The organism is Vibrio sp. Vb0304 (assembly GCF_033338995.1).
In the GTDB taxonomy this organism is placed as follows: Bacteria; Pseudomonadota; Gammaproteobacteria; order Enterobacterales; family Vibrionaceae; genus Vibrio; species Vibrio alginolyticus.
The window spans coordinates 222,255-248,082 of record NZ_JAWOTT010000003.1; the positions used below are offsets into that span (position 1 = coordinate 222,255).

The window sequence follows — 25,828 nt, forward strand, 5'->3', positions numbered from 1 at the left end:
GTGTTCAAGCGTTTATGCAGATTGGCTCCATCTATTTTCTTTCTTCAAATAACCTTGCCTTTAGTACCGACAAAGCTGTTTTAACCCTGCTTTTTGTAATAAAATAACAGCTAGAATTTACTAGTAATGAGAGCAAAAGATGTCAACAGCTGGTCGTATTCACTCATTTGAGTCATGTGGTACCGTAGACGGACCTGGTATTCGATTTATCGTCTTCTTGCAAGGTTGTTTAATGCGCTGTAAGTATTGCCATAACCGCGATACTTGGGACACGCATGATGGCAAAGAAGTCACGGTTGAAGAAATCATTTCCGAAGCGAAAAGTTACCGCCACTTCATGAATGCATCAGGTGGTGGCGTTACTTGTTCTGGCGGCGAAGCGATGCTTCAACCGGAATTCGTACGTGATTTTTTCCGCGCAGCTAAAACCGAAGGCATTCATACATGTCTAGATACTAACGGTTATGTTCGTAAGCACACTGATGTTATCGATGAAGTACTGGATGCAACAGACTTAGTCATGCTTGACATCAAACACATGAAAGACGAAGTGCACCAAGATCTCATCGGTGTATCCAACCGACGCACATTGGACTTTGCTCGTTACTTGCAAAAAATCGGAAAGAAAACATGGATTCGCTATGTCGTCGTGCCTGGTTACACAGATGACCCAGAAGCAGCACACATGCTTGGTGAATTTATCAAAGACATGGATAACATCGAAAAGGTCGAGTTACTTCCTTACCACAAATTAGGGGCTCATAAGTGGGAAGCGTTAGGCTTAGAATACCCACTCGAAGGCGTAAACCCGCCACCGAAAGAAACCATGGATGAAATTCAATCCATTCTTGCTCAATACAACGATAACGTAAAATACTAAGTGAACCGCAAGACTAACCTCTTTAAAATACCAGCTTATTGCTGGTATTTTTTTGATTATATCTAAGCCTTATCAGTGAGTTTCTCTGCGGTCATTTAGGTATAAAAAGAACGATAGAAATGATTGCGTCATGTTCGCATAGGAAGGAAGTAACATGGATTTGTTTAACTTAGGCTCTCTTGTTGTCTCAATTTGGATAGTAGTAGTCTACTGCCTACCAGATTGGAAAAAAGTCGTTTGGCCCAAACTGGAAAAAGAAAAAGGATTTCAGCACCTCGTTTTTGCAACGCTCTTCTTTTTCAGTATTTTATGGGCCGCTCAAGCAGGTGTAAAAGAAGGATTACAGATTCATTTTCTTGCACTAACAACGCTGACGATGATGTATGGTTGGCGCATGGCATTTATACTCAGCATTCCCGCTATGTTGGTCAACCACCTACTACATGATGTGTCCTTGCTACTCTTACCCACGTCGTTAGTTCTATCTGCCCTAATTCCGATTTTCATTAGTTACTTAGTGTTTCTTCTGAGTTACCACTACTTGCCACGAAACATTTTTGTTTTCATCTTCGTTGCTGGATTTTTCAATGGCGCGATAACAGGAAGTCTGCACCTCATCATTAACTCTTTTTATCACCTATCAGTTGGTCACTACGATTGGGAAACCATTCAACATAACTACTTTGTTTTTGTGCCGTTGCTCGCCTTTCCAGAAGGTCTATTAAATGGTATGGCACTGGCGGTTTTAACCGTATTCAAGCCAGAGTGGCTGAGAGTATTTTCAGACCGAGACTACATATACAATCATTACCATAAATAAGTGTTTTCAAACTGGTCAAAAGTGACAGTTCTTGCCATTTTTTAGTATTAAATATGTGTTGAGATCATGTTTCACTCATGTCTTAAGCGTTAACCTAAGCACATTAAAAATGTATTAGATATCTAGTGAGGTCACCATGGAAATGTCAAACGCTCAACGTTTGATTCTATCAAACCAATACAACCTTATGTCTCAACTTGATCCAAGTAATGCGGCCAAATACAAACGCTTACAAACGATCGTTGAACGTGGTTATGAACTACAAATGCGAGAGTTGAACAAAGATTTCGGCTGCCTCTCAGAAGCAGAATGTCGTGAGATCATCGACGTTATGGAGATGTATCATGCGATGCAAGAATCTTACAACATGCTAGACGATGAAGACCGCAGCAACGTAGATCAGCGCCGCTTGAAGTTCTTGGGATTTGATATCGCTTCAGAAGCGCAACAAGTACATTACGTACGTTTTCTCATCGATTCTGAAGGTTTGTACCCTCAGTTTGACAAGGCAGATCATCACTTTAACAGCCAAATGCCGATGCTAGATAAATACCGCCGTATGCTGCAAACTTGGCGTAACTGCCCTCGTCAGTATCATTTATGTGAAAACGAACTAGCGCAAATCTTCAGCGCATAAAATGGTCGTCTAAGAATGAGGAGAGCGCCCGCTCTCCTTGTTATTTACCCTGTCACAAACTTATCTAAGACTTTGCTCTCTTCCTACCTCTTTCACTTACCTTGCTCAATGTAGAACAACGAATCACTGAGACTCTTCTGTCTTTGCCAAATATTTGATTTCTATTGCACCTATTCACGACATAAATTCGTCCTTAATAAAAGAGTGATTCAAATGTCACTTTTACAATAAATTCATAATTGTTAAGCAAAATTGCAAATCCCCGACTAGGCTTAAGTAGAGAAAGGCTGTGATTGAAAAATTCATATCCACCGCTCACCGTTGTAACGAAAAAACCGTCCATAAAGCAAAGTCTTTGGTGTCGCCAATCTTACATTCTGTACGAACCAAATGTGATAACAGGACGTATATTCAAACAACAACGAGCATAACTGTTGGTGGAAAGCCTGAATCAACGTTCGTCGGTAGACTGACTATTAAAGGGGAAAGCGACATGAGTATTTTCGACCACTATCAATCAAGATATGAAGCTGCAAAAGATGAAGAGATGTCGTTACAGGAGTTTTTAGCCCTGTGTAAAGATGACAAAAGCGCTTATGCTAATGCAGCAGAACGCCTACTGATGGCGATTGGTGAACCAGAGATAATCGATACGGCAAAGGATCCGAGACTAAGCCGAATCTTCTCGAATCGTGTTATCTCTCGTTATGAAACCTTTAAAGACTTTTATGGCATGGAAGATGCCATAGAACAAATTGTGTCTTACCTAAAACATGCGGCGCAAGGCCTAGAAGAGCGTAAGCAGATTCTTTACTTACTCGGCCCTGTAGGTGGCGGTAAGTCTTCGCTTGCAGAAAAGCTTAAGGCTCTGATGGAACAGATGCCTATTTATGTTCTTACTGCTAACGGCGAACGCAGCCCAGTGAATGACCATCCATTCTGCCTATTCAAAGCCACAGAAGATGGCGATATTTTGAAAAAAGAATATGGCATCGAGCACCGTTATCTTCGCTCGATCATGTCTCCTTGGGCCGCTAAACGTCTTCACGAGTTTGGTGGTGATATCACCAAATTTAAAGTAGTGAAAGTACGCCCTTCTATCCTTGACCAAATCGGTATTGCCAAAACTGAACCAGGCGATGAAAACAACCAAGATATCTCATCATTGGTTGGTAAAGTCGATATTCGTAAGCTTGAACACTATTCGCAAGACGATCCAGACGCTTACAGCTACTCCGGTGCGCTGTGTAAAGCAAACCAAGGTTTAATGGAATTCGTTGAGATGTTCAAAGCACCAATCAAAGTGCTTCACCCGCTGTTAACAGCAACGCAAGAAGGCAACTTCAACGGTACAGAAGGCCTTTCTGCGATTCCATTCGACGGTATGATTCTGGCTCACTCAAACGAATCTGAGTGGCAGACCTTCCGTAACAACAAGAACAATGAAGCGTTCTTGGACCGTGTTTATATTGTGAAAGTACCTTACTGTCTACGTGTTTCAGAAGAAGTCAAAATCTACCAAAAACTTCTCGAAAACAGTGAGTTGTCTCAAGCCCCTTGTTCACCAAGCACGCTCGAGACTCTGGCACAATTCAGTATTCTTTCTCGACTTAAAGAGCCTGAAAACTCGTCCATCTTCTCTAAGATGCGCGTATACGACGGTGAAACGCTGAAAGATACGGATCCAAAGGCAAAAAGCTATCAAGAGTATCGTGATTATGCTGGTGTCGATGAAGGCATGAACGGTCTCTCAACACGTTTTGCCTTTAAGATTTTGTCACGCGTATTTAACTTCGACCAAACCGAAGTGGCAGCCAACCCTGTACATCTATTCTATGTGATTGAACAACAGGTTGAGCGCGAACAGTTCCCTGCTGAAACAGCAGAGAAATATCTCGAGTTCTTGAAAGGCTACCTAGTACCTCGATACGTTGAATTTATCGGTAAAGAGATTCAGACCGCTTATCTTGAGTCTTACTCTGAATACGGCCAAAACATCTTCGACCGATATGTCACCTATGCAGACTTCTGGATTCAAGACCAAGAGTACCGAGATCCAGAAACTGGTCAGCTATTTGATCGCTCTTCACTGAATGCTGAGCTAGAGAAGATCGAAAAAACAGCTGGTATTTCTAACCCGAAAGATTTCCGAAACGAAATCGTTAACTTTGTGCTTCGTGCGAAAGCGAATAACAATGGTCAAAACCCGGTTTGGACCAGCTACGAAAAACTGCGCACAGTAATCGAGAAGAAAATGTTCTCCAATACCGAAGAGCTACTTCCGGTTATCTCATTTAATGCGAAAACCTCTTCTGAAGATCAGAAGAAGCATGACGACTTTGTCGCTCGCATGATGGAAAAAGGCTATACCGAGAAACAGGTTCGCCTACTTTCTGAGTGGTACCTACGAGTACGTAAGTCATCCTAACCCAGTATTGAGTTAGGTCGCTTGTGAAACATGAAGAGGGCTATTTCATGGCGCAATTTATAGACCGAAGGCTCAATGGCAAGAACAAGAGCGCTGTTAATCGACAGCGCTTCTTGAAGCGCCACAAAGAGCAAATAAAAGAGTCGGTAGCAGACGCAGTGAATCGACGCTCGATTACGAATACGGAAACGGGCGAAGACGTCTCTATCCCTCACAAAGACATCAATGAGCCTATATTTCATCAAGGCAAAGGTGGTGTTCGAGAACGAGTTCATCCCGGTAACGACCAATTCATTACTGGTGATAAAATTGAGCGTCCCAAAGGTGGCGGTCAAGGTAGCGGCTCTGGAGAAGGGAACGCCAGTCCAGATGGAGAAGGCCAAGACGAATTTGTATTCCAAATATCAAAAGATGAGTACCTCGATATTTTGTTCGAAGATCTCGAGCTGCCTAATCTAGAAAAAAACCAAATTGCCAAAATCACAGAATGGAAAACGCACCGTGCAGGCTTTCAAACTGCCGGTATCCCTTCCAATATCGCCGTAGTACGCTCTCTGCAACAATCTCTTGCGCGCCGTACTGCAATGACTGCTGGTAAGAAACGACTTCTTAAAGAGTTAGAAGACGAACTTGCTCGCATCAAAAATATTGAACCTGCTCAGCAGTTTGAAGAGAACCGCTTGAAGGCTGAAATTGAAGAACTGCGCAAGAAAATCGAAAGCGTGCCGTTCATCGATACCTTCGACTTACGCTTCAAGAACTATGAGAAACGCCCGGTACCATCGAGCCAAGCGGTCATGTTCTGTCTAATGGACGTATCCGGTTCGATGGATCAGGCAACGAAAGACATCGCAAAACGCTTCTATGTTCTTTTGTACTTGTTCTTAACTCGTACCTACGAGAATGTCGAAGTCGTCTTTATCCGCCACCATACCCAAGCGAAGGAAGTGGACGAGCACGAATTTTTCTACTCACAAGAAACCGGGGGTACCATTGTATCTAGCGCGCTCAAGTTAATGGATGAAATAGTAAAAGAGCGATACCCGATTGGTCAGTGGAACATATATGCAGCTCAAGCATCCGACGGTGACAACTGGGCAGATGATTCGCCAAGATGCCGGGATCTGTTAGTGAACAAATTACTTCCAAACTGTCAGTACTACTCTTACATAGAGATCACGCGGCGCTCGCACCAAACTCTATGGCATGAGTACGAAAAACTCACTGAAGAGTTTCCTAATTTCGCAATGAAAAACATTCGCTCTGTGGAGGATATTTTCCCAGTCTTTCGTGAACTATTCCAAAAAGAAACGGCGTAAGGAGGCTAGCGATGAATACCGCAACGAGAAACCTCTCAGGAGAGGCGCCTAAGAAGCGTAACAGTAAAGTGTTGCCAGATGGACCAGATTGGACATTTGAGCTGTTAGAGCGATACCACAAAGAAATTAAGCGTGTCGCGGAGCATTATCGCCTAGACACTTACCCTAACCAAATAGAAGTGATTACTTCAGAGCAGATGATGGATGCCTATTCAAGTATCGGCATGCCAATCAATTACAACCACTGGTCATTTGGTAAAAAATTCATTCAAACAGAGCAGAACTATAAACATGGTCAAATGGGGTTAGCCTACGAGATTGTGATTAACTCCGACCCTTGTATTGCTTATTTGATGGAAGAAAATACGGTAACAATGCAAGCACTCGTGATAGCGCACGCGTGTTACGGCCATAACTCTTTTTTCAAAGGTAACTACCTATTCCAAACGTGGACTGACGCCAGTTCTATTATCGACTATCTGCTGTTCGCCAAAAAGTACTTAGCCGAATGTGAAGAACGATATGGCGTAAAAGAAGTGGAAAAGCTGCTCGACTCTTGTCACGCGTTAATGAACTTTGGTGTAGACCGCTACAAGCGTCCAGAGAAAATCTCAATTACAGAGGAAAAAGCAAGACAAGAAGAACGCGAAGCATACCTACAATCTCAAGTTAATGAGCTTTGGCGCACCGTACCGACAGCCAAGACGAAAGAGGAAGACATCAAAGAGCGATTCCCAAGCGAGCCTCAGGAAAACTTGCTCTACTTCTTCGAAAAACATGCGCCGTTGCTAGAGCCGTGGCAACGTGAAGTTGTTCGGATCGTCCGTAAGATCAGTCAGTATTTTTATCCGCAAAAACAAACGCAAGTTATGAATGAGGGCTGGGCAACGTTCTGGCACTACACCATACTCAACCATCTTTATGATGAGGGCTTGGTGTCTGAAAAATTCATTCTAGAGTTCTTACATAGCCACACCAGTGTCGTGGCTCAGCCACCTTATAACAGCCCTTACTTTAATGGCATTAACCCCTACGCGTTAGGCTTTGCCATGTTCCGAGATATTAAGCGTATCTGTGAAGAACCAACTGATGAGGACAAAGAGTGGTTTCCAGACCTAGCAGGAACCGACTGGTTAGATGCAGTGCATTTCGCGATGCATAATTTCAAAGATGAAAGCTTTATTAGCCAATACCTTTCTCCGAAATTAATGCGTGATTTCAAGTTGTTTGCGATCAACGATGATGATCATAAGAACTTTATTGAAGTCGCTGCGATACACGATGAGATGGGTTATAAACGCATTAGAGAAACCCTAGCCGCTCAGTATAACTTATCTAATCTTGAGCCAAACATTCAGGTGTTTAATGTCGATGTCCGTGGTGATCGCTCGCTTACGTTGCAGTACGTTCCTCACAACCGCATCCCACTTGATGATAGTTACGAAGAAGTTCTAAAGCACGTGTATCGATTATGGGGCTTTGATGTCATTCTCCAAGAAGTGAAAGACACCGGTCACCGAGAAGTCTTAGCGACCTGCCCTAAACGGAACCAATACGACACTAACATTTAACTAATACCTCGATACAAGTAAAACAAAAAGGCTCCTAATTCAGGAGCCTTGTTTATTCTTAAATCTATCTGAGCATTTGTTACGCTTGCTTTGCAACAATCGCGCGCACGGCTTCTAGATCTTCGGGCGTATCAACGCCTGCTGCTGGTGCTTCTTTCGCTACCGCCACATGAATTTTTTCACCGTACCAAAGCACTCGCAGTTGCTCAAGACACTCAATCTGCTCTAATGCACTTGGTGCCCAGTTGACATACGTATTAATGAAACCAGCTCGATAAGCATAAATACCAATATGACGCATTAATGGGTTGGCAATGGTTTTGTCTTGTTTAGCAAAGTTATCGCGATCCCAAGGGATGGTTGCTCGACTAAAGTACATCGCATAACCTTGCTCATCTGCGACAACTTTAACAGCGTTCGGGTTGAACACTTCCTCTTCCGAGTCTATTTCTACAGCTAACGTCGCCATCGGGGCTTCACACCCAGATAAGTTATCAGCAACCTGACGAATGATGGACGGCGGAATCAAAGGCTCATCCCCTTGCACATTAACAATAATGTGGTCTGACGGAATAGCCATTTTTTCAACAACTTCGGCAAGACGCTCCGTACCTGATTCGTGGTGGGGAGAGGTCATACAAACTTTACCACCAAATGACGAAACCGCTTTCGCAACACGCTCGTCATCAGTTGCAACGATGACATCTTCCGCACCCGCTTGTAGCGCTTGTTCATAAACCCACTGAACCATAGGCTTACCACCAATATCCGCTAGCGGTTTACCAGGCAAACGGCTCGATGCGTAGCGCGAAGGGATGACAACCGTAAAAGACATTAGCGTCCCTCATCCATGCTCATAGTGCGAGCTTCAGGCTCTAGCAGAACTGGAATACCCTCTTTGATCGGGTAAGCAAGGCGATCCAATTTGCAGATCAACTCTTGATTATCTTTATCGTACGTCAGCTTACCTTTGCAAACAGGGCAAGCTACAATCTCAAGTAGACGGTGATCCATAAGCCGCTTTAACCTCTTTTATTCTATTTAAAATTTGCTCTGCATCGTTTGACTCAAACTGGGCAGATACAGGCAGATACCACCAATTATCTTGCGCATAATGGCTGCACTTGACGGCATCTTTCTCGGTCATAATCACATTGGTCCCTTGTTGAGCCAATGCTTCTAATTCTTGTTGATCAAAGTCTTGATGGTCAGCAAAACCTTTTGTGACTTTAACATCTGCGTCCATCGAGTTTAGTGTATGAAAAAAACGCGGAGGATGCCCAATGCCCGCAAATGCGACGAGATCTTTCAACTCCGAGACATCCACATGTTGCTTAGTCTTAAGATTAATAGCTTTAGAGGGTGCTAAAGCCATTGCGATTTCGCCCGTATGCGCTTGACCGCCATTGGTGATGATAAAGTCGACTTCTTTAAGTCGCTCAATACCTTCACGTAAAGGACCTAATGGAATCAGGCTTTCATTCCCAAACCGGCGATTCCCATCCACAATCACTAACTCAATATCACGGCCTAACGCATAATGTTGTAATCCATCATCCGTAATTATGATATCCACATCCAAATCTAGCAGTGCTTTCACTGCATTTGAACGCACAGGATCTACCGCAACAGGTGCTCCTGTACGGCGATGAATCAACTTAGGTTCATCGCCACAATGCTTCGCTGGCGTATCTTCTTTTAGCACTAACGGATAGGCAGGAGCCTTTGCCCCATAACCACGAGAAACAACCCCCGGCTTAAAGCCCATTTGCTGTAGTTGCTCAACAAGCCACACAACAACTGGTGTTTTACCATTGCCACCAGCAGTGATATTGCCAACCACAACAACAGGTATAGGCGCATTATAAGCTTGCTTGCGGCCAGTTTGGTATTGCTTTCGCTTTGACTTGCTTATCGCTCCAAATAATAAACTCAGTGGCCACAAAAGCGGCCACAAGAGGTATTTTATTGGATGGTTTTCAAACCAGATTTTTTCAATCACCGCGCTTATTCACCAAACTGAATACGGTGCAATTGTGCATACGCACCATTTTTCTCAATAAGCTCAGCGTGGTTGCCACGTTCAATGATGGCACCATCATCAACCACAAGAATTTCATCGGCTTTCTCGATTGTGGATAAGCGGTGCGCTATTACAAGTACCGTTTTGTCTTTTTGCAGCTCATCAAGTGCAGCTTGAATAGCTCGCTCGGATTCGGTATCCAAAGCCGAAGTTGCCTCATCAAGAATCAGCACTGGAGCATCACGCAATAGAGCTCGCGCAATCGCAACACGTTGGCGTTGACCACCAGACAAGCTAGCACCATTTTCACCAATCATGGTATCAAGTCCATCATCCATTTTGCCGATGAACTCCATCGCATGCGCGAGTGTTGCCGCTTTCTCGATATCACTGCGCTCATATTGACCATCCGTTGCGTACGCAATATTGTTTGCTATCGTGTCATTAAACAAATGAACATTTTGCGATACTAGTGCAAATTGCTGACGTAAATTCTTTAGCTCGTAATCACGAATATCATGCCCATCTAATGTGATAGATCCACTGTCAACATCATAGAAGCGGTTGAACAAGTTCGCGATGGTACTTTTACCTGAGCCAGAACGGCCAACTAGCGCCACCGTTTTTCCTCTTGGAATATCGAAGCTGACATTTTCCAATGCTGGTTTTTCTGCACCAGTGTAAGTAAAGCTTACGTTTTTAACTGAAACATCGCCATTTGCGCGTTTAACTGTCAACTTACCTTCGTTTTTCTCAGGCTCGAGGTCAATTAACGCGAAGAGCGTTTGGCTCGCGGCCATACCACGTTGGAACTGAGAAGTAACGTTAGTCAGCGCTTTAAGTGGGCGCATCAGACCAAACATTGCAGAGAAGACAACAGTAAATGTACCTGGAGTCAGTTGCTCTTTAATCGAATCAATACTTGCTAAATAAAGAACGGCAACAATTGCAAGTGATGCAATCATTTGGATGATAGGGTTAGCCGCCGCTTGAGCCGTCACCAACTTCATGCTTTGTTGACGCATTTGGTTGCTGACTTTTTCAAATCGTTTACGTTCGATGTCTTGGCCGCCATAGCTCAACACAACTTTATGGCCTTTCAGCATCTGCTCTGCTGATGCAGTTACGTTACCCATCATGGTCTGCATATTTTTGGATATTTTTCTAAAACGTTTAGAAACAACACCAATACCCCATGCTACAACGGGAGCAACAGCAAACAGCACTAGCGACAATTGCCAGCTGTTGTAAAACATCAAAACTAACAGACCAATGATACTTGCGCCTTCACGGACAATGCTCACCAACGCTTGGCTAGTTGCCGCTGACACTTGCTCTGAGTCGTAGGTTATACGCGACAATAAATTGCCCGTCTTTTCCTTATCAAAGTAAGACACTGGCATATGCATAAAGTGATTGAACACCATGCGACGGACTTGCATAACTACGTTGCCAGATACCCAGCTCAAACAGTAGGTGGAGACAAATCCACTTATGCCACGGATGAACATCATGGCAAAAATAATCAATGGAAGCGTGCGTAAAAAATCAGATTCAGCGTTCCCAAAACCTTCATCGAGTAGTGGTTTTAGCAGGGAAATCATATAGGTATCTGATATGGCATTAATAACTAATGCAATGACTGCAACGACAAGACCTGACTTATAAAGGCGAATAAATTGCCATAGACGCTTAAACGTCTGCCAAGTCGTTTCATCAGTATTTATCGACATAGAAGTGCTTTATTTTCTTACATTAAGACTCTCATTCTACTCCCTTACGCAGCATCTGCCTATACCAAGGCTCAAATGTATCGCTACGTTTGGTTTCTGAGCGCCAATTATCACGGTGAATAAAGAAGCTTACCTGACCACCCTCACCAGTATCAAGCCAAGTAATGCCAAGCTTTCGGTATGAAGCAACGACATTTTCCGCTGGCATTCCCCATCGATTGTTTTTTGCTAAAGAAGCAACTGCCACACTCGGGCTCACCGCCTCGATAAATCGAGGATTCGATGAACTTTTACTCCCGTGGTGAGGGACTAGCATCACATCGCTTTGTAACTTTCCGGGCTCTCTAAGCAATATCCACTCGCTAATGGCCTCAATATCACCAGTAAAAAGCATACTAAAGTTAGAAATAGGGTCAGTAAGTCGTAATACACAGGAGTGCGGATTATACGCACGTTGAACAAGTGCAGGAGGCCAGAGCACTTCCATGTTTAATCCTTGCCATTTCCATTGGTCGCCTCTAGTGCAAGGTTCATATCCGATAAAGAATTGACTACTAAATTTACGCTGTGGAGAAAAGGCATCTTCAATGAAAAAGCGGCCGCCTGCGTGATCATTATCGAAATGGCTTAGAATCAGTGTATCTATGCTTTCATAACCTCGTTGATGCAAAACCGGAGTGACGACCTGCTCTGCGATACTGCCGCTTTGCCATGCTTTACCAGTGTCATACAGCAACACCTTGTCGTCTTTTTCTACAACCACTGCAAGGCCATGACCTACATCTAATACATCGATACGCCAACTCGGTTCATACTTCGATGCAAGCTTGATACTAATAACGATGCCGAGTAACAAATACCACGCGTAATGAGACATGAACCGTTGAAATATTAAGCAAACCACTATCGCCATAACCAGCATTGTCATTTCCATGCTAATGGATTGCCAAGAACCTACTGCGTACTGTATTGACGTGCTCAATGGCTGTAATGACCAGTCCACCAAATGCCACAGAGGCTTCGCTATCATTTCAAGAAACAAAGATGAGAACAGGGCTAGAAACATCAAAGGTACAACGATAAATCCGAACCAAGGAATAAATACCAAGTTGTAGGCTATTGAGGACAAACTAAAACCGGAGAAGAAATGGCCACTAACAGGTACGATTAAAGCGCTCAACATCAATTGAGTAAGCAATAACGCTTTTAATCTCGCTTTCCAACCTCCCCTTTGATGTCGAATCAAATTAATTGCGAACAATACCGCACAAACGGATAGGTATGATAACCAAAAGCTCATACTGTAGGATGCAAAAGGTTGAACAAGCAGTTGTAGAGATACTGCAAGCAAAAGAACTCGCCAAGAAGTCCAGTGCACCAGAGTATACTTCAGGAGAACGTAAACAACGCATACCGACACTGCTCGCGTAGTAGGCAGAGAGAAATCCGCTAACCAAGCGTAGGCAACAGCGAAGATCAGCCCATATAAGCTAGGCAACAACTGGTATTGGGGTAATAGATAACGAACGGTACCGCCCACGACTAGCCCAAAAGTAAACGCCATACCAATATGTAAACCAGAAATGGAGACCAAATGCAGTAAACCACTGTCCCTGAGCGCTTGCCAATCTTCCTTAGACAACCAAGAACGGTCAGCAAAAACTAACGCACTTATTAACGAGAAATGATGAAGGGAAGACACATCATCAGCGACATCGGCAATAATGGATTGACGCAGAGATACATTAGAACGAACAATCCACTTAGCGTCTTTGTTGACAACCGCTCGGGCGATAATATTTTTACCCATCGCGTGCTTTTCAGCATCAAAGCCAGCTTCGTTGCGTAGACCTGTAATCGGCTTTAACGAGATAGATGTCGTAAACTCACTGTTAACATCGAGTGGAAAAGGCGTAATAAGACGGATTTTAGGTTTAAGAAAAGGTAACAGAGTTTGAGAATTTACCGCTTCTATAGCGACAATACCTTCATAACCGTGACTTATTTGCGTAAAAGGGCTGTCAACTTTACCAATTATGGTAATATTCTCCCCTGCTTGAAAAAGGGCTTGTCTCTGAGACTCCAATACATTGCCGTGGACGATGACAACCATAAAGCCCGCAATTGCGCCTATGCTAATTAAGCCACGACGTAATTTGATTATTGAGCCAGTGGTTATTATTCCCAGCAGCAACCAACGCCAATCTGGTATTGTCGGCCACCAAGCTGACGAGATTACGCTCGCTAAAAATAACGCCAAGGTCCAACTTTTTTCTGAGAGAGTCATGCTGTCCTATGCCTAGAAAGCTGATAAAACGCTTCATGCCAGATCATGAATTGATCAAACGCCAAAAAGCATTGAAGGTCTTCGGCAATGTGTTGTACAACCCAAACTTGTGGTGCTTAAACCGCCGCTCGGCATCAGGGGCTTTTGCTGTCGGGTTATTTATGGCTTTTGTTCCGCTGCCGAGCCAAATGATCATGGCCGCTGGTTTGGCCATTATGTTGGGTGTCAATCTGCCCCTCTCCGTCGCTTTGGTATGGATCAGCAACCCTATCACTATGCCTGTGCTATTTTACTTTGCGTACAAGCTAGGTGCTCTAGTGATGCGTCTTCCCCCGCAACCTTTTCACTTTGAACTATCGTGGGAATTCATCATGCAGCAAATGAGCACCATTGGACCTCCATTTCTATTGGGCTGCGCAATTTGTGGGGTTGTATCCGCGATTATTGGCTACTTCGGAATTCGAGGGCTTTGGCGCTACTCCGTGGTACGGAGCTGGCAAAAACGCAAAATAAGATAAGACCTTACTGCGTAAAAATCAGCATTTGAGCTATCAGTTGAGGGGCATCTAACAGTTAGAATGAAACGCGATGTTACTCAAGTCGGATAAATACAAAAAAGGACCGAATTCGGTCCTTTTTTGTATTTCGCATATTGTAAAACAATCAGCTATTTAGAACTCAGTACAGCCGCCGGATTCAACCTTGCGGCACGAGAAGCAGGATACCACGTCGCAAGTAAACTAAGCACTATCGCCGTCACTGACACCAATGCCACATCTGGCCAGTGTAGTTGTGATGGTAAGAAGTCAACAAAGTAAATATCACCCGATAAAAACTGATGACCAATTAAGCTCTCTAACCCTTTAATTAACGGAGTCAGGTTTAACGCCACTAAGACACCGATAACACTGCCGACGAGACTGCCAAATACACCAGAGAATACACCTTGCCAAACAAAGATCCGTTTGATTAGGCTATCTTTTGCTCCCATTGTTCGCAAAATTGCAATTTCCGCCGCTCGGTCTTTCACTGCCATCATCAACGTAGACACAATATTAAAACATGCCACGCCAATCACCAGTACCATCACCAAGTACATAATGGTGCGCACGAGCTGAATATCGCGATACAAAAAACCAAACTTTTGCTGCCAGCTTTTCAAATACACGTAAACATCAACCATGCTACCAACCTCACGAACAATAGAAGGCGCATTGAGAACATCGTCAGTTTTTAGTGAAATGCCTGTGACCCCTCCCCCTAACCTCGCGTATTGCTGCGCATCAGCTAATGGTACTAACGCTAGAGAGTGGTCGATTTGGCCATTCAACGTTAAGAACCCTGACACCTTCACGCGCACACGCTTAGGAGCCTGCACTTTATTTGCGCCGCCTGTTTGCGGAATCATTAACGTAACGTAATCCCCCACGGCGACATTTAGCTCGTTTGCTACACCTCGGCCTAAGATCACTTGCTGCTGACCGGCATAAAAGTTTTGCCAAGCTGCTTGGTCAATAAAATTCGATAAGCTCGACACCGCTTGCTCGAAAGTAGGCTCTACGCCACGAACTTCTATCGCTTTTAGCTTACTGCCTTTTTCTGCCAAACCCGTAAAACGAACGTACGGTGCTGCCGCGACAACATGTTCATGTTTTAGAGCTTGATTCATCGTTTTGGTGTAGTCATGAAGTGGTCCATTAACACCTTCTAACTCGCCGTGTGGGATCACAGACAACACACGCGATTGCAGCTCGCGCTCAAAGCCATTCATTGCAGACAAACCGATAATGATCACAGCAACGCCAACCGCAATACCAATGGTCGAAGAAAGCGATATGAAAGACACCATCTTGTTGCGCTTTTTCGCTCGACTGAAGCGACCACCAATCATCAAAGCTAAAGAGGTAAACAAAACTAGCCCTCCGCAGATGCTGTATCAGTCACAAAACGATCTACGAGCAAACCATCTTGCATGTGCATTTGACGATCCATTTTTGCTGCCAGCTCTTTGTCATGCGTGACAACCAAAAATGCAATGTTTGACTCTTTATTGAGCTCGCGCATCAAATCATAGATAGACAGTGCCGTATTGTGATCTAAGTTCCCCGTAGGTTCATCAGCCAAGACCAGATCAGGTTTATTCACCAATGCACGCGCAATCGCAACACGCTGACGCTCACCGCCCGATAACTCGGAGGGTCTATGTTGCATCCGATGACTCAAACCAACTTTATCTAACAGCGCTTTAGCCGCCTGTTTTGCATCCGCTACTTTAGCACCGCCAATCATCAGTGGCATCGCCACATTTTCAAGCGCAGTAAAGTCAGCCAATAAGTGATGAAACTGGTATACAAAACCAAGGTGCTTGTTGCGTAATGCCGCCTGTTTGTTCGAGCTCAAAGCTGATAGGTTTTGCCCTAGAAAATCAACTTCACCATGAGTTGCGTCATCTAACGCACCTAAAATATGCAATAAGGTACTTTTTCCCGAACCAGAAGAGCCAACAATAGAAACCAACTCCCCTTTGTCGATATCGAAACTTACGCCTTTCAACACTTCCGTATCTAACGAACCCTCTCGGTAGACTTTACGAATATCACGACATTCTAATAGCTTATTCATAGCGAAGTGCCTCAGCAGGTTTAACAGAAGATGCTCGATAAGAAGGATAAAGCGTAGCAGCAAGGCTAAGAGCAATCGCCAATACCACCACTAAAAGAATTTGCAGTGAATCAATCAAGATGGGTAGATGACCACCAAAGCTGAATAGCGCCACACCAGCAGATTCAAGAATCGCATTTAGATTAAGTGACAAGATCACGCCCGCAGCGCCACCAACAATCGCGCCAATTACACCACTACTTGCACCTTGCACCATGAAAATGGTCATCACTTGAGATTGAGTCATGCCTTGAGTTTTCAATATTGCGACTTCTGATTGTTTCTCCATTACCACCATGATTAAAGCGGAGATAATATTGAATGCAGCGACACCCACAATTAGACCTAGCATAAGTCCCATCATGTTCTTTTCCATTTTCACCGCTTGGAAAAGCTCACCACGCTGTTCGCGCCAATCACTCCATTGCCACCCATCAGGCATGGGTTGGTCAGCAAAATCCGTCACCATAAATGGGTCAGAGAAAAAGACACGCCAACCAGAAACCGTGTCTTTAGGGAAACGCATCAGCTTAGATGCATCCGTCATGTTCACAATCATTAATTGACCATCAACGTCCGATCCCGTATTGAAAATGCCTGAGACAGTAAAGTTTCGCTGGCTAGGAATACGGCCAAGTGGGGTAAACTGCGTTGCGTTGGTCACCATCAAGCGCACTTTATCCCCGATTGAGACCTTTAGTGAACGCGCCAAACTGTGACCCAAAAATACATTGTAGTCACCTGCTTGAAGTGACGATAATCGTCCGGCAATCAAATGGTTGCTAATCGGATCGCCTTTCTTAGGTTCAATACCGATGAGGTAACCAGCCGTCAGCTGTGCAGAACTCTGAATAACAGCCTCTCCTCTAACGATAGGCTCCGGCTGAGATTCACTCGACATCGCTTGAACAAATGGAGGGGCAGACTCGGTCATAGGCGTTTTTCCATCGTGTTGCGAAACCACGACATGAGGTAGCACACCTAAAATGCGTTCTTTTAACTGCGATTCAAACCCGTTCATCACAGAAAGAACCGTCACCAACGCCATTACACCGATCGTAATACCCGCCGTCGACATATAAGAAACAAATCGGCTGAACCTATCTCCAGAGCGTCCCCGAAGATACCTTAAGCCAATAAACAATGAGATAGGATGATACATATAAGACAAACCAACTGGTTGTTTTGATATAAAGCTTTAGCGGATTATCTTACCTTACTCTTCTCATTAAGAAGACAAGAGAATCGCTAAATTTGTCAACGACATGCAATAAGTCTGTATTTAGGGCAAAAAGTTCAAGGACAAATCGGCTAAACTTGATAACTTCATTCAGTTAGCGATAATCAGTGCCCTATTTCTCTTTGTTTGTTGAGTGAGCAAGGAGCGCTCACTGGCAAAAGGATCGACTATATGACAGAGCAAGAATACTTTACCGTCCATCATAACCTCACCATCAACGTCGAAACGTTGAGTGCGGACTTTGCTTTGCCAGATGAAGAAACATTTGCCTCCGAAATTCCAGCACCATTTATTGTCGCCAGTGAATTTAGTCACTTAGATATGTTGGCAGACAACGCGCGTCTAGGGCTGAAAAACAAAGAGTTAAAGCATGTGATCAACTTGCTTGATACGCAAAACGCGAAACTTAACCTCTTGTTGAGCTTTATGCTTTCACAACAAGATGACGCCTCCATTCGATATCAAACGACGCAGTTTGGTGCTAGTCAACTCAGTTTCCGCTCAGATACAGCGTTAACTACTCAACAACTCGTTCGTGTTAAACTGTTCCTCGATCACCCTGCTGCGGCGATTTACTGTTACGCTCAAGTAGAAGAATGTGATGCTTCAGAGCAAGATTTCATTATCACGCTTAGATACAAGATGCTCCGAGAATCTGATCAAGATTTACTGATAAAGGCGGCACTGTATCAACAACAAAAACTTTTACGTCAGCGCTCGATGGAGCGAGATAAAAAATAATTCCTATGACAAAAGCAACGATTCTTTCCGTCACAAACCCTTCAGAGCGTGGCGACAAAAAACAGCTAGGTAATTTGCCGGGCGCAGCTCTACCTCTAGCCATTGCAGAGCTGGCCAAGCAGCATTCGAGTCACTCGCTACTCGTTGTGCCTGACCCGCAAATCGCTTTAAAGCTTCAGGCAGAGATTGAGCAATTCACCGACCAAACGGTAAGCCTGTTCCCCGACTGGGAAACGCTGCCTTACGATAACTTTTCTCCGCATCAAGAAATCATCTCTGAACGTATCGCACGCCTATACCAACTGCCAAGTCAACGTGATGGCATAACCATCGTCCCGGTCAGTACAGTATTGCAACGCCAATCGCCACGTGATTTTCTGTTGCAACACACTTTAATGGTGAAAACTGGTGATCGGCTCTCGCTAGAGAAGTTACGTGTACAACTTGAAAATTCAGGCTACCGCCATGTAGATCAAGTATTTGGGCCAGGTGAATATGCAAGTCGTGGGTCTATTCTGGATCTCTTTCCTATGGGCAGCAATGACCCGTACCGCATCGACTTCTTTGATGATGAAATAGATACCATTCGCACGTTTGATCCAGAGAACCAACGCTCTATCGACGATATTCAGCAAATCCAATTGCTGCCTGCACATGAGTTCCCAACCACTAAAGAAGCGATTGAAGATTTCCGTACACGTTGGCGCACCCAGTTCGACGCACGCCGCGAGCCTGAATCAATCTACATGCAAGTGACCAAAGGCACGTGGCCCGCTGGTATTGAGTATTGGCAGCCGCTGTTTTTTGACCATACCGAGACTTTATTTGAATATTTGCCAGAAGACTCTCAAGTCATCACATATGGTGATATCGAATCTGCGGTCGATACTTTCTTAACCGATGTCGAATATCGATACGACCAGAAAAAAGTTGATCCGCTGCGTCCTCTTTTGACTCCTGAACAGCTTTGGTTGAAAAAAGACGAACTTTTCAGTCAACTAAAACAGCTCCCTATCGCTCAATTGAGCCTAGATAAAGTGGTTAAGCGTGCCGGTCGTCAAAACCTACCAGTACAATCGTTAGCCGAGCTTGGCGTTCAACAACAAAATAAAGAGCCGCTCTCGCGCCTTCGTCAGTTTAGTGAGCAATTCAGCGGCAAAATCGTTTTCTCGGTAGAGTCAGAAGGTCGTCGTGAAGCACTAACGGAGCTGTTGCAAGGCATCAAAGTTCGGCCGGTCGTACATGGCTCACTTTACCAAGCTCTAGACTCGGGTGATCGATTCAGCTTGATCTTAGGCGCAGCAGAGCATGGTTTCATTCACGAAGAGCTGAACTTCGCTCTGATCTGTGAAAGTGATCTACTCGGTGACCGTGTTATCCAGCGACGCCGCAAAGATAAAAAAGCCGTCAACAGTGACACCGTTATTCGCCATCTTGCGGAACTAAAACCCGGTCAACCTGTGGTTCATATTGATCACGGTATTGGCCGCTACATCGGTTTACAAACACTTGAAGCCGGTGGCATGAAAACGGAATACGTCACCCTTGAGTATCAAAACGATGCCAAGCTCTACGTGCCAGTTTCATCACTGAATCTTATCAGCCGTTATTCTGGCGGCGCTGAAGAGAGTGCGCCACTGCATAAATTAGGTGGTGAAGCGTGGGCAAAAGCACGTCGTAAAGCGGCAGAAAAAGTGCGTGATGTCGCAGCAGAATTGCTGGATGTGTATGCTAAACGAGAATTAAAACCTGGCTTCAAATTTGAGCTAGATCGTGGGCAATACGCAACATTTAAAGCAACATTCCCGTTTGAAGAAACAGATGACCAAGCGATGGCCATCAATGCCGTATTGTCAGACATGTGCCAGGCAAAAGCGATGGATCGCTTAGTGTGTGGTGACGTGGGCTTTGGTAAAACGGAAGTCGCTATGCGCGCAGCATTTGTCGCAACGGATAACAGTAAACAGGTCGCCGTACTCGTACCAACAACCTTGCTTGCTCAGCAGCATTTCGAAAACTTCCGTGACCGTTTTGCCAACTTACCAATCCGAGTTGAAGTACTGTCTCGTTTTAAATCTGCCAAAGAACAAAAAGTCATTCTGCAAGACGTTGCCGATGGTAAAGTAGACATTGTCGTTGGTACGCATAAGCTGCTTTCGAGCGACATTAAATTCAAAGATTTAGGTTTGTTGATCGTTGATGAGGAACACCGCTTCGGGGTTCGTCAAAAAGAAAAAGTCAAAGCAATGCGTGCGGATGTGGACATTCTTACCCTCACCGCAACACCAATTCCACGCACACTGAATATGGCAATGAGTGGCATGCGAGACCTGTCGATCATCGCGACACCTCCTGCACGCCGTTTAGCCATTAAAACCTTTGTTCGACAAAAAGAAGAGCCAGTGGTCCGTGAAGCGGTACTGCGTGAAATTATGCGTGGTGGTCAGGTTTACTTCCTGCACAATCAGGTTGAAACCATTGAAAAAACGGCAGAAGACTTACAGAAGCTCATCCCAGAGGCACGTATTACCGTGGCTCATGGTCAAATGCGCGAGCGCGAACTTGAGCGAATCATGAATGACTTCTACCATCAGCGCTTTAATGTGTTGGTGTGTACAACCATCATCGAAACCGGTATCGACGTACCGACGGCGAATACCATAATCATGGATCGTGCGGACAATCTTGGCTTGGCGCAGTTGCATCAATTACGTGGCCGTGTTGGACGTTCGCACCATCAGGCCTATGCTTACTTATTAACACCGCATCCAAAAGCCATGACCAAAGATGCCATCAAGCGTCTTGATGCGATTGCTTCACTGGAAGACCTAGGTGCTGGCTTTACGTTAGCAACCCACGATTTAGAAATCCGTGGTGCTGGTGAGCTGCTTGGTGATGAGCAAAGTGGGCAAATTCAATCCGTTGGTTTTACACTTTATATGGAAATGCTGGAACAAGCAGTGCAAGCATTAAAAGAAGGCAAGGAGCCATCTTTGGATGAGCTGCTTCGTGAGCAAACTGAAGTGGAAATGCGAATCCCAGCGCTCTTACCAGATGATTACATTCCGGATGTAAACACACGACTGTCGATGTACAAACGCATTGCGAGTGTCACAAGCAGTGATGAACTATCAGAGCTAAAAGTGGAACTGATTGATCGCTTTGGTTTGCTTCCAGACGCAACAAAGAACTTACTTGCCGTCTCAGAATTGAAAATTTCGGCTGGTAGTTTAAAAGCGAAAAAGATAGAAGCCCATGATAAAGGTGGATTTATCGAGTTTTACCCTGATGCTGACATAAATCCAGCGTATTTAGTTAAACTGCTGCAATCACAGCCGCAAAAATTTGCAATGGAAGGTCCAACTAAGTTCAAGTTTAGCGTACCATTGGTGGACCGACGTAAACGCATTCAGTTTGTTCAAGACTTACTGAATGATTTTAAACAGAATTTATTACCAACGAGCTAATAGTCGAATGAGAATACTGATCCCGTTATTGCTTCTATGTGTCTCAATGCCCTCTTGGGCACAGCGCCAATTTGATATTGAAGTGATCATTTTCAAGCGAGCAGTCGACGCTGAAAGCACAACAGAATCTTGGCCGAATCAACTGCCAAAAATCGATATGGAAAATGTCGGTAGCCTAGAGAGTGAATCCTACCGCCGCTCTAAAGGCGTGACACTTTTGCCAAGTTCTTCTTTCCGTCTTAACGCGCAAGAAGCGGCACTAAATAATCATGCCGGCTTTAAAGTGCTTAAACACGTAGCCTGGCGTCAAGGTGACCGAGGTAAATCTAGCGCCCCAATTTTCCGCATCGTTGGCGGGCGAGATTTCTCTGATTCTTATCAAGCAGATGGCCGCCCAATCAATGACAATAGCAATCAAACATTTTCCAGCGACGGTTACAGTGAAGAGACGGTCAATGGTCCTTTATATGAACTAGATGGTCGATTCCAAATATACGTACAGCATTACCTCTTCGCCGAAACAACACTAGATCTGCGCGAACCAAGTGTTAGAGAGGTGCGTTTTGAACCAACCTCAACTGAGCAATTGGCGGATGACTTAGGTGAAGTAGATGGTAACGTCCAAGTCGGTAACTTGGCAGAAATATCGCCGACAGTAACCGAAGAGAAATTCCTGAAGAGTTATCGAATGGATCAAAAACGTCGTATGCGTAGCAGCGAGACTCATTACCTAGATAACCCGTTGATGGGTATGATCATTCAAGTTCGTCGGGTTCGATAAGCACGAGCGGTTCGACAAAGCGCAGCAAAGCTGCGCTTTGTTTTTATCTGCTATACCTCAGTTATTCCTAACCAACGCAGAGCAAGGAAAATAGCTGCGTTCAAGTATAAATAGACAGCTTTCAATTTACTTACACTCAACATGGAAGTCGTATTAGTTCATGAGCCCAGACTTTGAAATCATTGCGCCCCGCTTAACGCTCAAGCTCATCCCTGCTGAAGAAGCACATTCACTACAACGATTACTTGCAGAATCCCCTTCGCTGCACCAATGGCTTGATTGGTGTGATAAAAACGTCACATTGAAAACCGCGCAGGACTTTCTGTTGGCAACCCGTCTTAACTGGGTCAAAACTGAGGCTTTTGGTTTCGGTATCTATGAGCGGCAAAGTAACACTTTGGTTGGAATGGCAGCGGTTAATGAGTTATATCATACGTTTAATATGGCGAGTATTGGTTACTGGGTTGCCGACCGCTATCAACGGCAAGGCTATGCCCAAGAAGCCGTTAAAGCCTTAGCAGAATTCTGCTTCGCAAAGCTAAGTTTAACTCGACTAGAGATTGTTTGTGACCCCGACAACGAAGCTAGCCAAGCCTTAATTGAGTCCGTCGGTGCACAAAAAGAAGCCATCGCCAGAAACCGGTTTATTTTTCAGGGTAAGCCTAAAGATGGCGTTGTGTTCTCACTTTTACCGACAGATCTAACATAAACAAAAAGCCACCGACTTGCGGTGGCTTCTGCATTTTTTAAGATACAACACATCCACACAGAGTGGATTTAAAACCTTAGTGCAGCTTAAGCTTAGTGCAGCTTAAGGTTTGGACGCAGCACGCGATTAATGCGGCCGACGAGCATCATCAGACCGGTTTTTAATACACCGTGCAACGCCATTAGGTGCATGCGATACAATGAGATGTAAACGACACGAGCAATACGGCCTTCTACCATCATCGACCCTTTAGTTAGGTTCCCCATCAGACTACCAACGGTTGAGAAGCGACTTAGAGACACTAATGAACCGTGATCTTTATATACATAGTCTTTCAACTCGCGTCCGTTGATCTTCGCGACGATGTTACTAAATGCCTGGCTTGCCATTTGGTGTGCAGCTTGAGCGCGTGGCGGCACGAACGAACCGTCAGACTGGGTGCATTGTGCTAAGTCACCAATAACAAAGATGTCATCATCTCGTGTTGTCTGTAGTGTGTTTTTCACTACAAGCTGATTGATACGGTTCGTTTCTAAGCCAGCGATATCTTTAATAAAGTCTGGAGCTTTGATACCCGCAGCCCAAACCATGATTTGAGCTGGGATTTTCTCACCATCTTTTGTAGTAAGACCATCTTTTTCAGCTTTAGTCACCATAGTGGCGGTGCGCACGTTTACGCCCAACTTCACCAACTCTTGATGAGCAGCAGAAGAAATACGTGGAGGTAACGCTGGTAAAATACGCTCACCTGCTTCAATCAGATTGACGTTCAACTTGCTAGAATCAAGATCACCGAAGCCATAAGTGCGCAGCTCTTTAACAGCATTATGTAACTCAGCTGATAGTTCAACGCCAGTTGCACCAGCACCAACAATCGCAATATCGACCGTACCGTTACCGTTTTTCGCGTGCAGCTTTAGGAACTCGTTGTTCATTTCTGTACGGAAACGGTGTGCTTGCTCAGGGCTGTCTAGGAAAATACAGTTTTCACGAACGCCAGGCGTGTTGAAGTCGTTTGATGTCGAGCCAATTGCCATCACTAGAATGTCGTATTCTAGCTCACGGCTTGGCATAAGAAGTTCACCGTGTTCGTCTTTAAGCTCACTTAAGATGATCACTTTACGTTCACGGTCGATGTCTTGAAGACTACCCATTTGGAAGTCGAAGCTGTGGTTTTTTGCATGAGCTCGATAGCTCAGTGCATCTACTCCTTCGTCCAAAGAACCTGTAGCAACCTCATGCAATAATGGCTTCCACAAGTGGCTCGCTTTTCGATCGACTAGCGTAATTTGCGCACGGTTTTTGCGACCTAGAGTTCGACCAAGCTTAGTTGCCAACTCAAGACCACCTGCACCGCCGCCTACAACGATAATGCGTGTCACAATGATTTTCCTCTACAAAAATGAATATATGGGGTTCAGCTCGATGCATGACTCACAAACATTTGTGGCATCCATCCAACCGATGAATTCTTGGTTCTTAGAGGTGTCTCAATTACTTGGATTAAAAAACTGCCACTCACCTTGATTCTTTATCTATCAATGACTTGTCAGGGTTTGGCATGTTTATCTGGTACGCATACGACGCCAGAATTTTTTGGGCAAGTTTATTACTCGCTCTCAATTTTTTTTGATATTTATCAAATTATTTTAGTCCGGTTCATTATATAGAGACCAACTTTGAAGGCAACCAAAATCCGTGTAACGAGTACGGATTGACTACTTTTCGACTACTCTACAACAAGGTGTTCGTGCTACATAGGAGGGAAGTAAGAAAACGGTAAGGAGAACACAATATTCAAAGCGTTAAACCAAGAAAATGTGCCTTTCAAAGAGACAGTGGCTCGGCATACTCAAGAGAAGGAATCGCAGCAAAGCAGCCGATAAAAACGCCGCTTTACTGTCTACACTCAACATTAATAAGTATTTTTAAATGCCTTTATCGCTTGTAAATGATGAGAGATTTTTTTGAACTTATGAGACTGAGTTTCATCCCAAATGATTTGATAGTGTTTTTCTAACTCAGCTGCCGTTTTCGAATTGTCATGCACTTCATCATCTTTTGAGAGAATCACTAAGCAGTGCGCTTGATTTTTCTCTCGGAACTGATCAACACATTTTGTTGCGATATCTTCGTACTCTTCTGGGCGATCGATTCGACCAGCCATCGTTTTTTCTGGGTGCAAGTTCGGGTTGAACATCACTTGCTTGATACCGCATAGAAAACCAATTCGCTCAGACCAGTAACCACCTAAACCAACCCCACAGATTAACGGGTTTGGGTCATCAGATTGATCGATAACTTTAGACACTTCTTTTAACAAGTGTTGCATGTCGTGCTTTGGGTGAAGGGTGCTGTAATTGATAAAACGAACGTCGTCGTCGATAAATTGCAGTTGAAGAACTTTTTCGTGGTTACCCGGGCTTGTACTGTCAAAACCGTGTAAGTAAATAATCATGTGTACCTCTCCCTGTGTGTATCTGGTACTTTTATTAAAACTACCACTATTTCCTTACTGTTAAAGGGGAAAA

General features: G+C 44.4%; 21 protein-coding genes. 11 read left to right on the forward strand and 10 right to left on the reverse strand.

Annotation, left to right across the window (positions count from 1 at the left end):
- The first annotated feature begins 139 nt into the window (after positions 1-139).
- From pflA to R7P35_RS07860, 6 genes are all read left to right on the forward strand, one after another.
- Positions 140-880 (forward strand): pyruvate formate lyase 1-activating protein, encoded by a 741-nt coding sequence (pflA, locus tag R7P35_RS07835; protein ID WP_005387854.1) that lies wholly within the window; start codon positions 140-142, stop codon positions 878-880.
- Between the two features lie 154 nt (positions 881-1,034).
- Complete coding sequence (locus R7P35_RS07840) at positions 1,035-1,700, forward strand: energy-coupling factor ABC transporter permease (protein ID WP_104978939.1); 666 nt, start codon at positions 1,035-1,037, stop codon at positions 1,698-1,700.
- Between the two features lie 136 nt (positions 1,701-1,836).
- Entirely contained in the window at positions 1,837-2,337 is a 501-nt protein-coding gene (locus R7P35_RS07845) for a YfbU family protein (protein WP_005378446.1), read from the forward strand.
- A gap of 493 nt (positions 2,338-2,830) precedes the next feature.
- Positions 2,831-4,765, forward strand: coding sequence for a PrkA family serine protein kinase (locus tag R7P35_RS07850; protein WP_005378447.1), 1,935 nt, complete (start codon positions 2,831-2,833; stop codon positions 4,763-4,765).
- Positions 4,766-4,812: 47 nt separating this feature from the next.
- The gene (locus tag R7P35_RS07855; protein ID WP_005378448.1) at positions 4,813-6,084 is read left to right on the forward strand and encodes a YeaH/YhbH family protein; all 1,272 of its coding nucleotides are present in this window, start codon (positions 4,813-4,815) and stop codon (positions 6,082-6,084) included.
- Positions 6,085-6,095: 11 nt separating this feature from the next.
- Positions 6,096-7,655 (forward strand): SpoVR family protein, encoded by a 1,560-nt coding sequence (locus tag R7P35_RS07860; RefSeq protein ID WP_005378449.1) that lies wholly within the window; start codon positions 6,096-6,098, stop codon positions 7,653-7,655.
- Between the two features lie 79 nt (positions 7,656-7,734).
- Here R7P35_RS07860 and kdsB read toward each other — a convergent pair whose 3' ends face one another.
- Genes kdsB through R7P35_RS07885 form a run of 5 tightly spaced genes read right to left on the reverse strand, consistent with a single transcriptional unit; the run spans position 7,735 to position 13,698 of the window.
- Complete coding sequence (kdsB, locus tag R7P35_RS07865; protein ID WP_053349434.1) at positions 7,735-8,490, reverse strand: 3-deoxy-manno-octulosonate cytidylyltransferase; 756 nt, start codon at positions 8,488-8,490, stop codon at positions 7,735-7,737.
- Positions 8,490-8,669, reverse strand: coding sequence for a Trm112 family protein (locus R7P35_RS07870; RefSeq protein WP_005378451.1), 180 nt, complete (start codon positions 8,667-8,669; stop codon positions 8,490-8,492). The genes kdsB and R7P35_RS07870 overlap by 1 nt, the downstream gene beginning before the upstream one ends.
- Complete coding sequence (gene lpxK / locus R7P35_RS07875; protein WP_065274294.1) at positions 8,650-9,657, reverse strand: tetraacyldisaccharide 4'-kinase; 1,008 nt, start codon at positions 9,655-9,657, stop codon at positions 8,650-8,652. The genes R7P35_RS07870 and lpxK overlap by 20 nt, the downstream gene beginning before the upstream one ends.
- Positions 9,658-9,662: 5 nt before the next feature.
- Positions 9,663-11,411, reverse strand: a complete 1,749-nt coding sequence (gene msbA, locus R7P35_RS07880) for a lipid A ABC transporter ATP-binding protein/permease MsbA (RefSeq protein WP_213866959.1) — start codon at positions 11,409-11,411, stop codon at positions 9,663-9,665.
- Between the two features lie 31 nt (positions 11,412-11,442).
- On the reverse strand, positions 11,443-13,698 hold the full coding sequence (locus R7P35_RS07885; protein WP_065274292.1) for a DNA internalization-related competence protein ComEC/Rec2: 2,256 nt from the start codon (positions 13,696-13,698) through the stop codon (positions 11,443-11,445).
- A gap of 8 nt (positions 13,699-13,706) precedes the next feature.
- Between R7P35_RS07885 and R7P35_RS07890 the strand changes: the two genes are divergently transcribed.
- Entirely contained in the window at positions 13,707-14,216 is a 510-nt protein-coding gene (locus tag R7P35_RS07890; RefSeq protein ID WP_005387834.1) for a DUF2062 domain-containing protein, read from the forward strand.
- A 149-nt stretch (positions 14,217-14,365) separates the two neighbouring features.
- On the opposite strand, the gene lolE is transcribed toward R7P35_RS07890, so the two are convergent.
- From lolE to lolC, 3 genes are read right to left on the reverse strand one after another with little or no spacing between them, the layout of a single operon-like run.
- A complete protein-coding gene (gene lolE, locus R7P35_RS07895; protein ID WP_065274291.1) occupies positions 14,366-15,610 on the reverse strand; it encodes a lipoprotein-releasing ABC transporter permease subunit LolE in 1,245 nt (414 codons plus the stop codon).
- Between the two features lie 2 nt (positions 15,611-15,612).
- Positions 15,613-16,320 (reverse strand): lipoprotein-releasing ABC transporter ATP-binding protein LolD, encoded by a 708-nt coding sequence (lolD, locus tag R7P35_RS07900; protein WP_005378457.1) that lies wholly within the window; start codon positions 16,318-16,320, stop codon positions 15,613-15,615.
- Entirely contained in the window at positions 16,313-17,521 is a 1,209-nt protein-coding gene (lolC, locus tag R7P35_RS07905; RefSeq protein WP_213904750.1) for a lipoprotein-releasing ABC transporter permease subunit LolC, read from the reverse strand. Before lolC ends, lolD begins: the two co-directional genes overlap by 8 nt.
- 249 nt (positions 17,522-17,770) lie before the next feature.
- On the opposite strand from lolC, the gene R7P35_RS07910 reads away from it, so the two are divergent.
- From R7P35_RS07910 to R7P35_RS07925, 4 genes are all read left to right on the forward strand, one after another.
- Positions 17,771-18,340: a hypothetical protein gene (locus tag R7P35_RS07910; protein ID WP_065274290.1), complete on the forward strand. Its 570-nt coding sequence runs from the start codon at positions 17,771-17,773 to the stop codon at positions 18,338-18,340.
- A 5-nt stretch (positions 18,341-18,345) separates the two neighbouring features.
- Positions 18,346-21,807 carry a transcription-repair coupling factor gene (gene mfd, locus R7P35_RS07915; protein ID WP_033905041.1) on the forward strand — a complete coding sequence of 1,154 codons (3,462 nt, stop codon included), beginning with the start codon at positions 18,346-18,348 and terminating at the stop codon, positions 21,805-21,807.
- Positions 21,808-21,814: 7 nt separating this feature from the next.
- A complete protein-coding gene (locus R7P35_RS07920; RefSeq protein WP_213891597.1) occupies positions 21,815-22,588 on the forward strand; it encodes a peptidoglycan binding protein CsiV in 774 nt (257 codons plus the stop codon).
- A 160-nt stretch (positions 22,589-22,748) separates the two neighbouring features.
- Positions 22,749-23,297: a GNAT family N-acetyltransferase gene (locus tag R7P35_RS07925; RefSeq protein ID WP_213891596.1), complete on the forward strand. Its 549-nt coding sequence runs from the start codon at positions 22,749-22,751 to the stop codon at positions 23,295-23,297.
- Between the two features lie 92 nt (positions 23,298-23,389).
- Here R7P35_RS07925 and R7P35_RS07930 read toward each other — a convergent pair whose 3' ends face one another.
- Both R7P35_RS07930 and ycfP read right to left on the reverse strand, forming a co-directional pair.
- Positions 23,390-24,679, reverse strand: coding sequence for an NAD(P)/FAD-dependent oxidoreductase (locus R7P35_RS07930; protein WP_138940032.1), 1,290 nt, complete (start codon positions 24,677-24,679; stop codon positions 23,390-23,392).
- Between the two features lie 533 nt (positions 24,680-25,212).
- Positions 25,213-25,755 carry an alpha/beta hydrolase YcfP gene (ycfP, locus tag R7P35_RS07935; RefSeq protein ID WP_213891595.1) on the reverse strand — a complete coding sequence of 181 codons (543 nt, stop codon included), beginning with the start codon at positions 25,753-25,755 and terminating at the stop codon, positions 25,213-25,215.
- Positions 25,756-25,828: the final 73 nt, after the last annotated feature.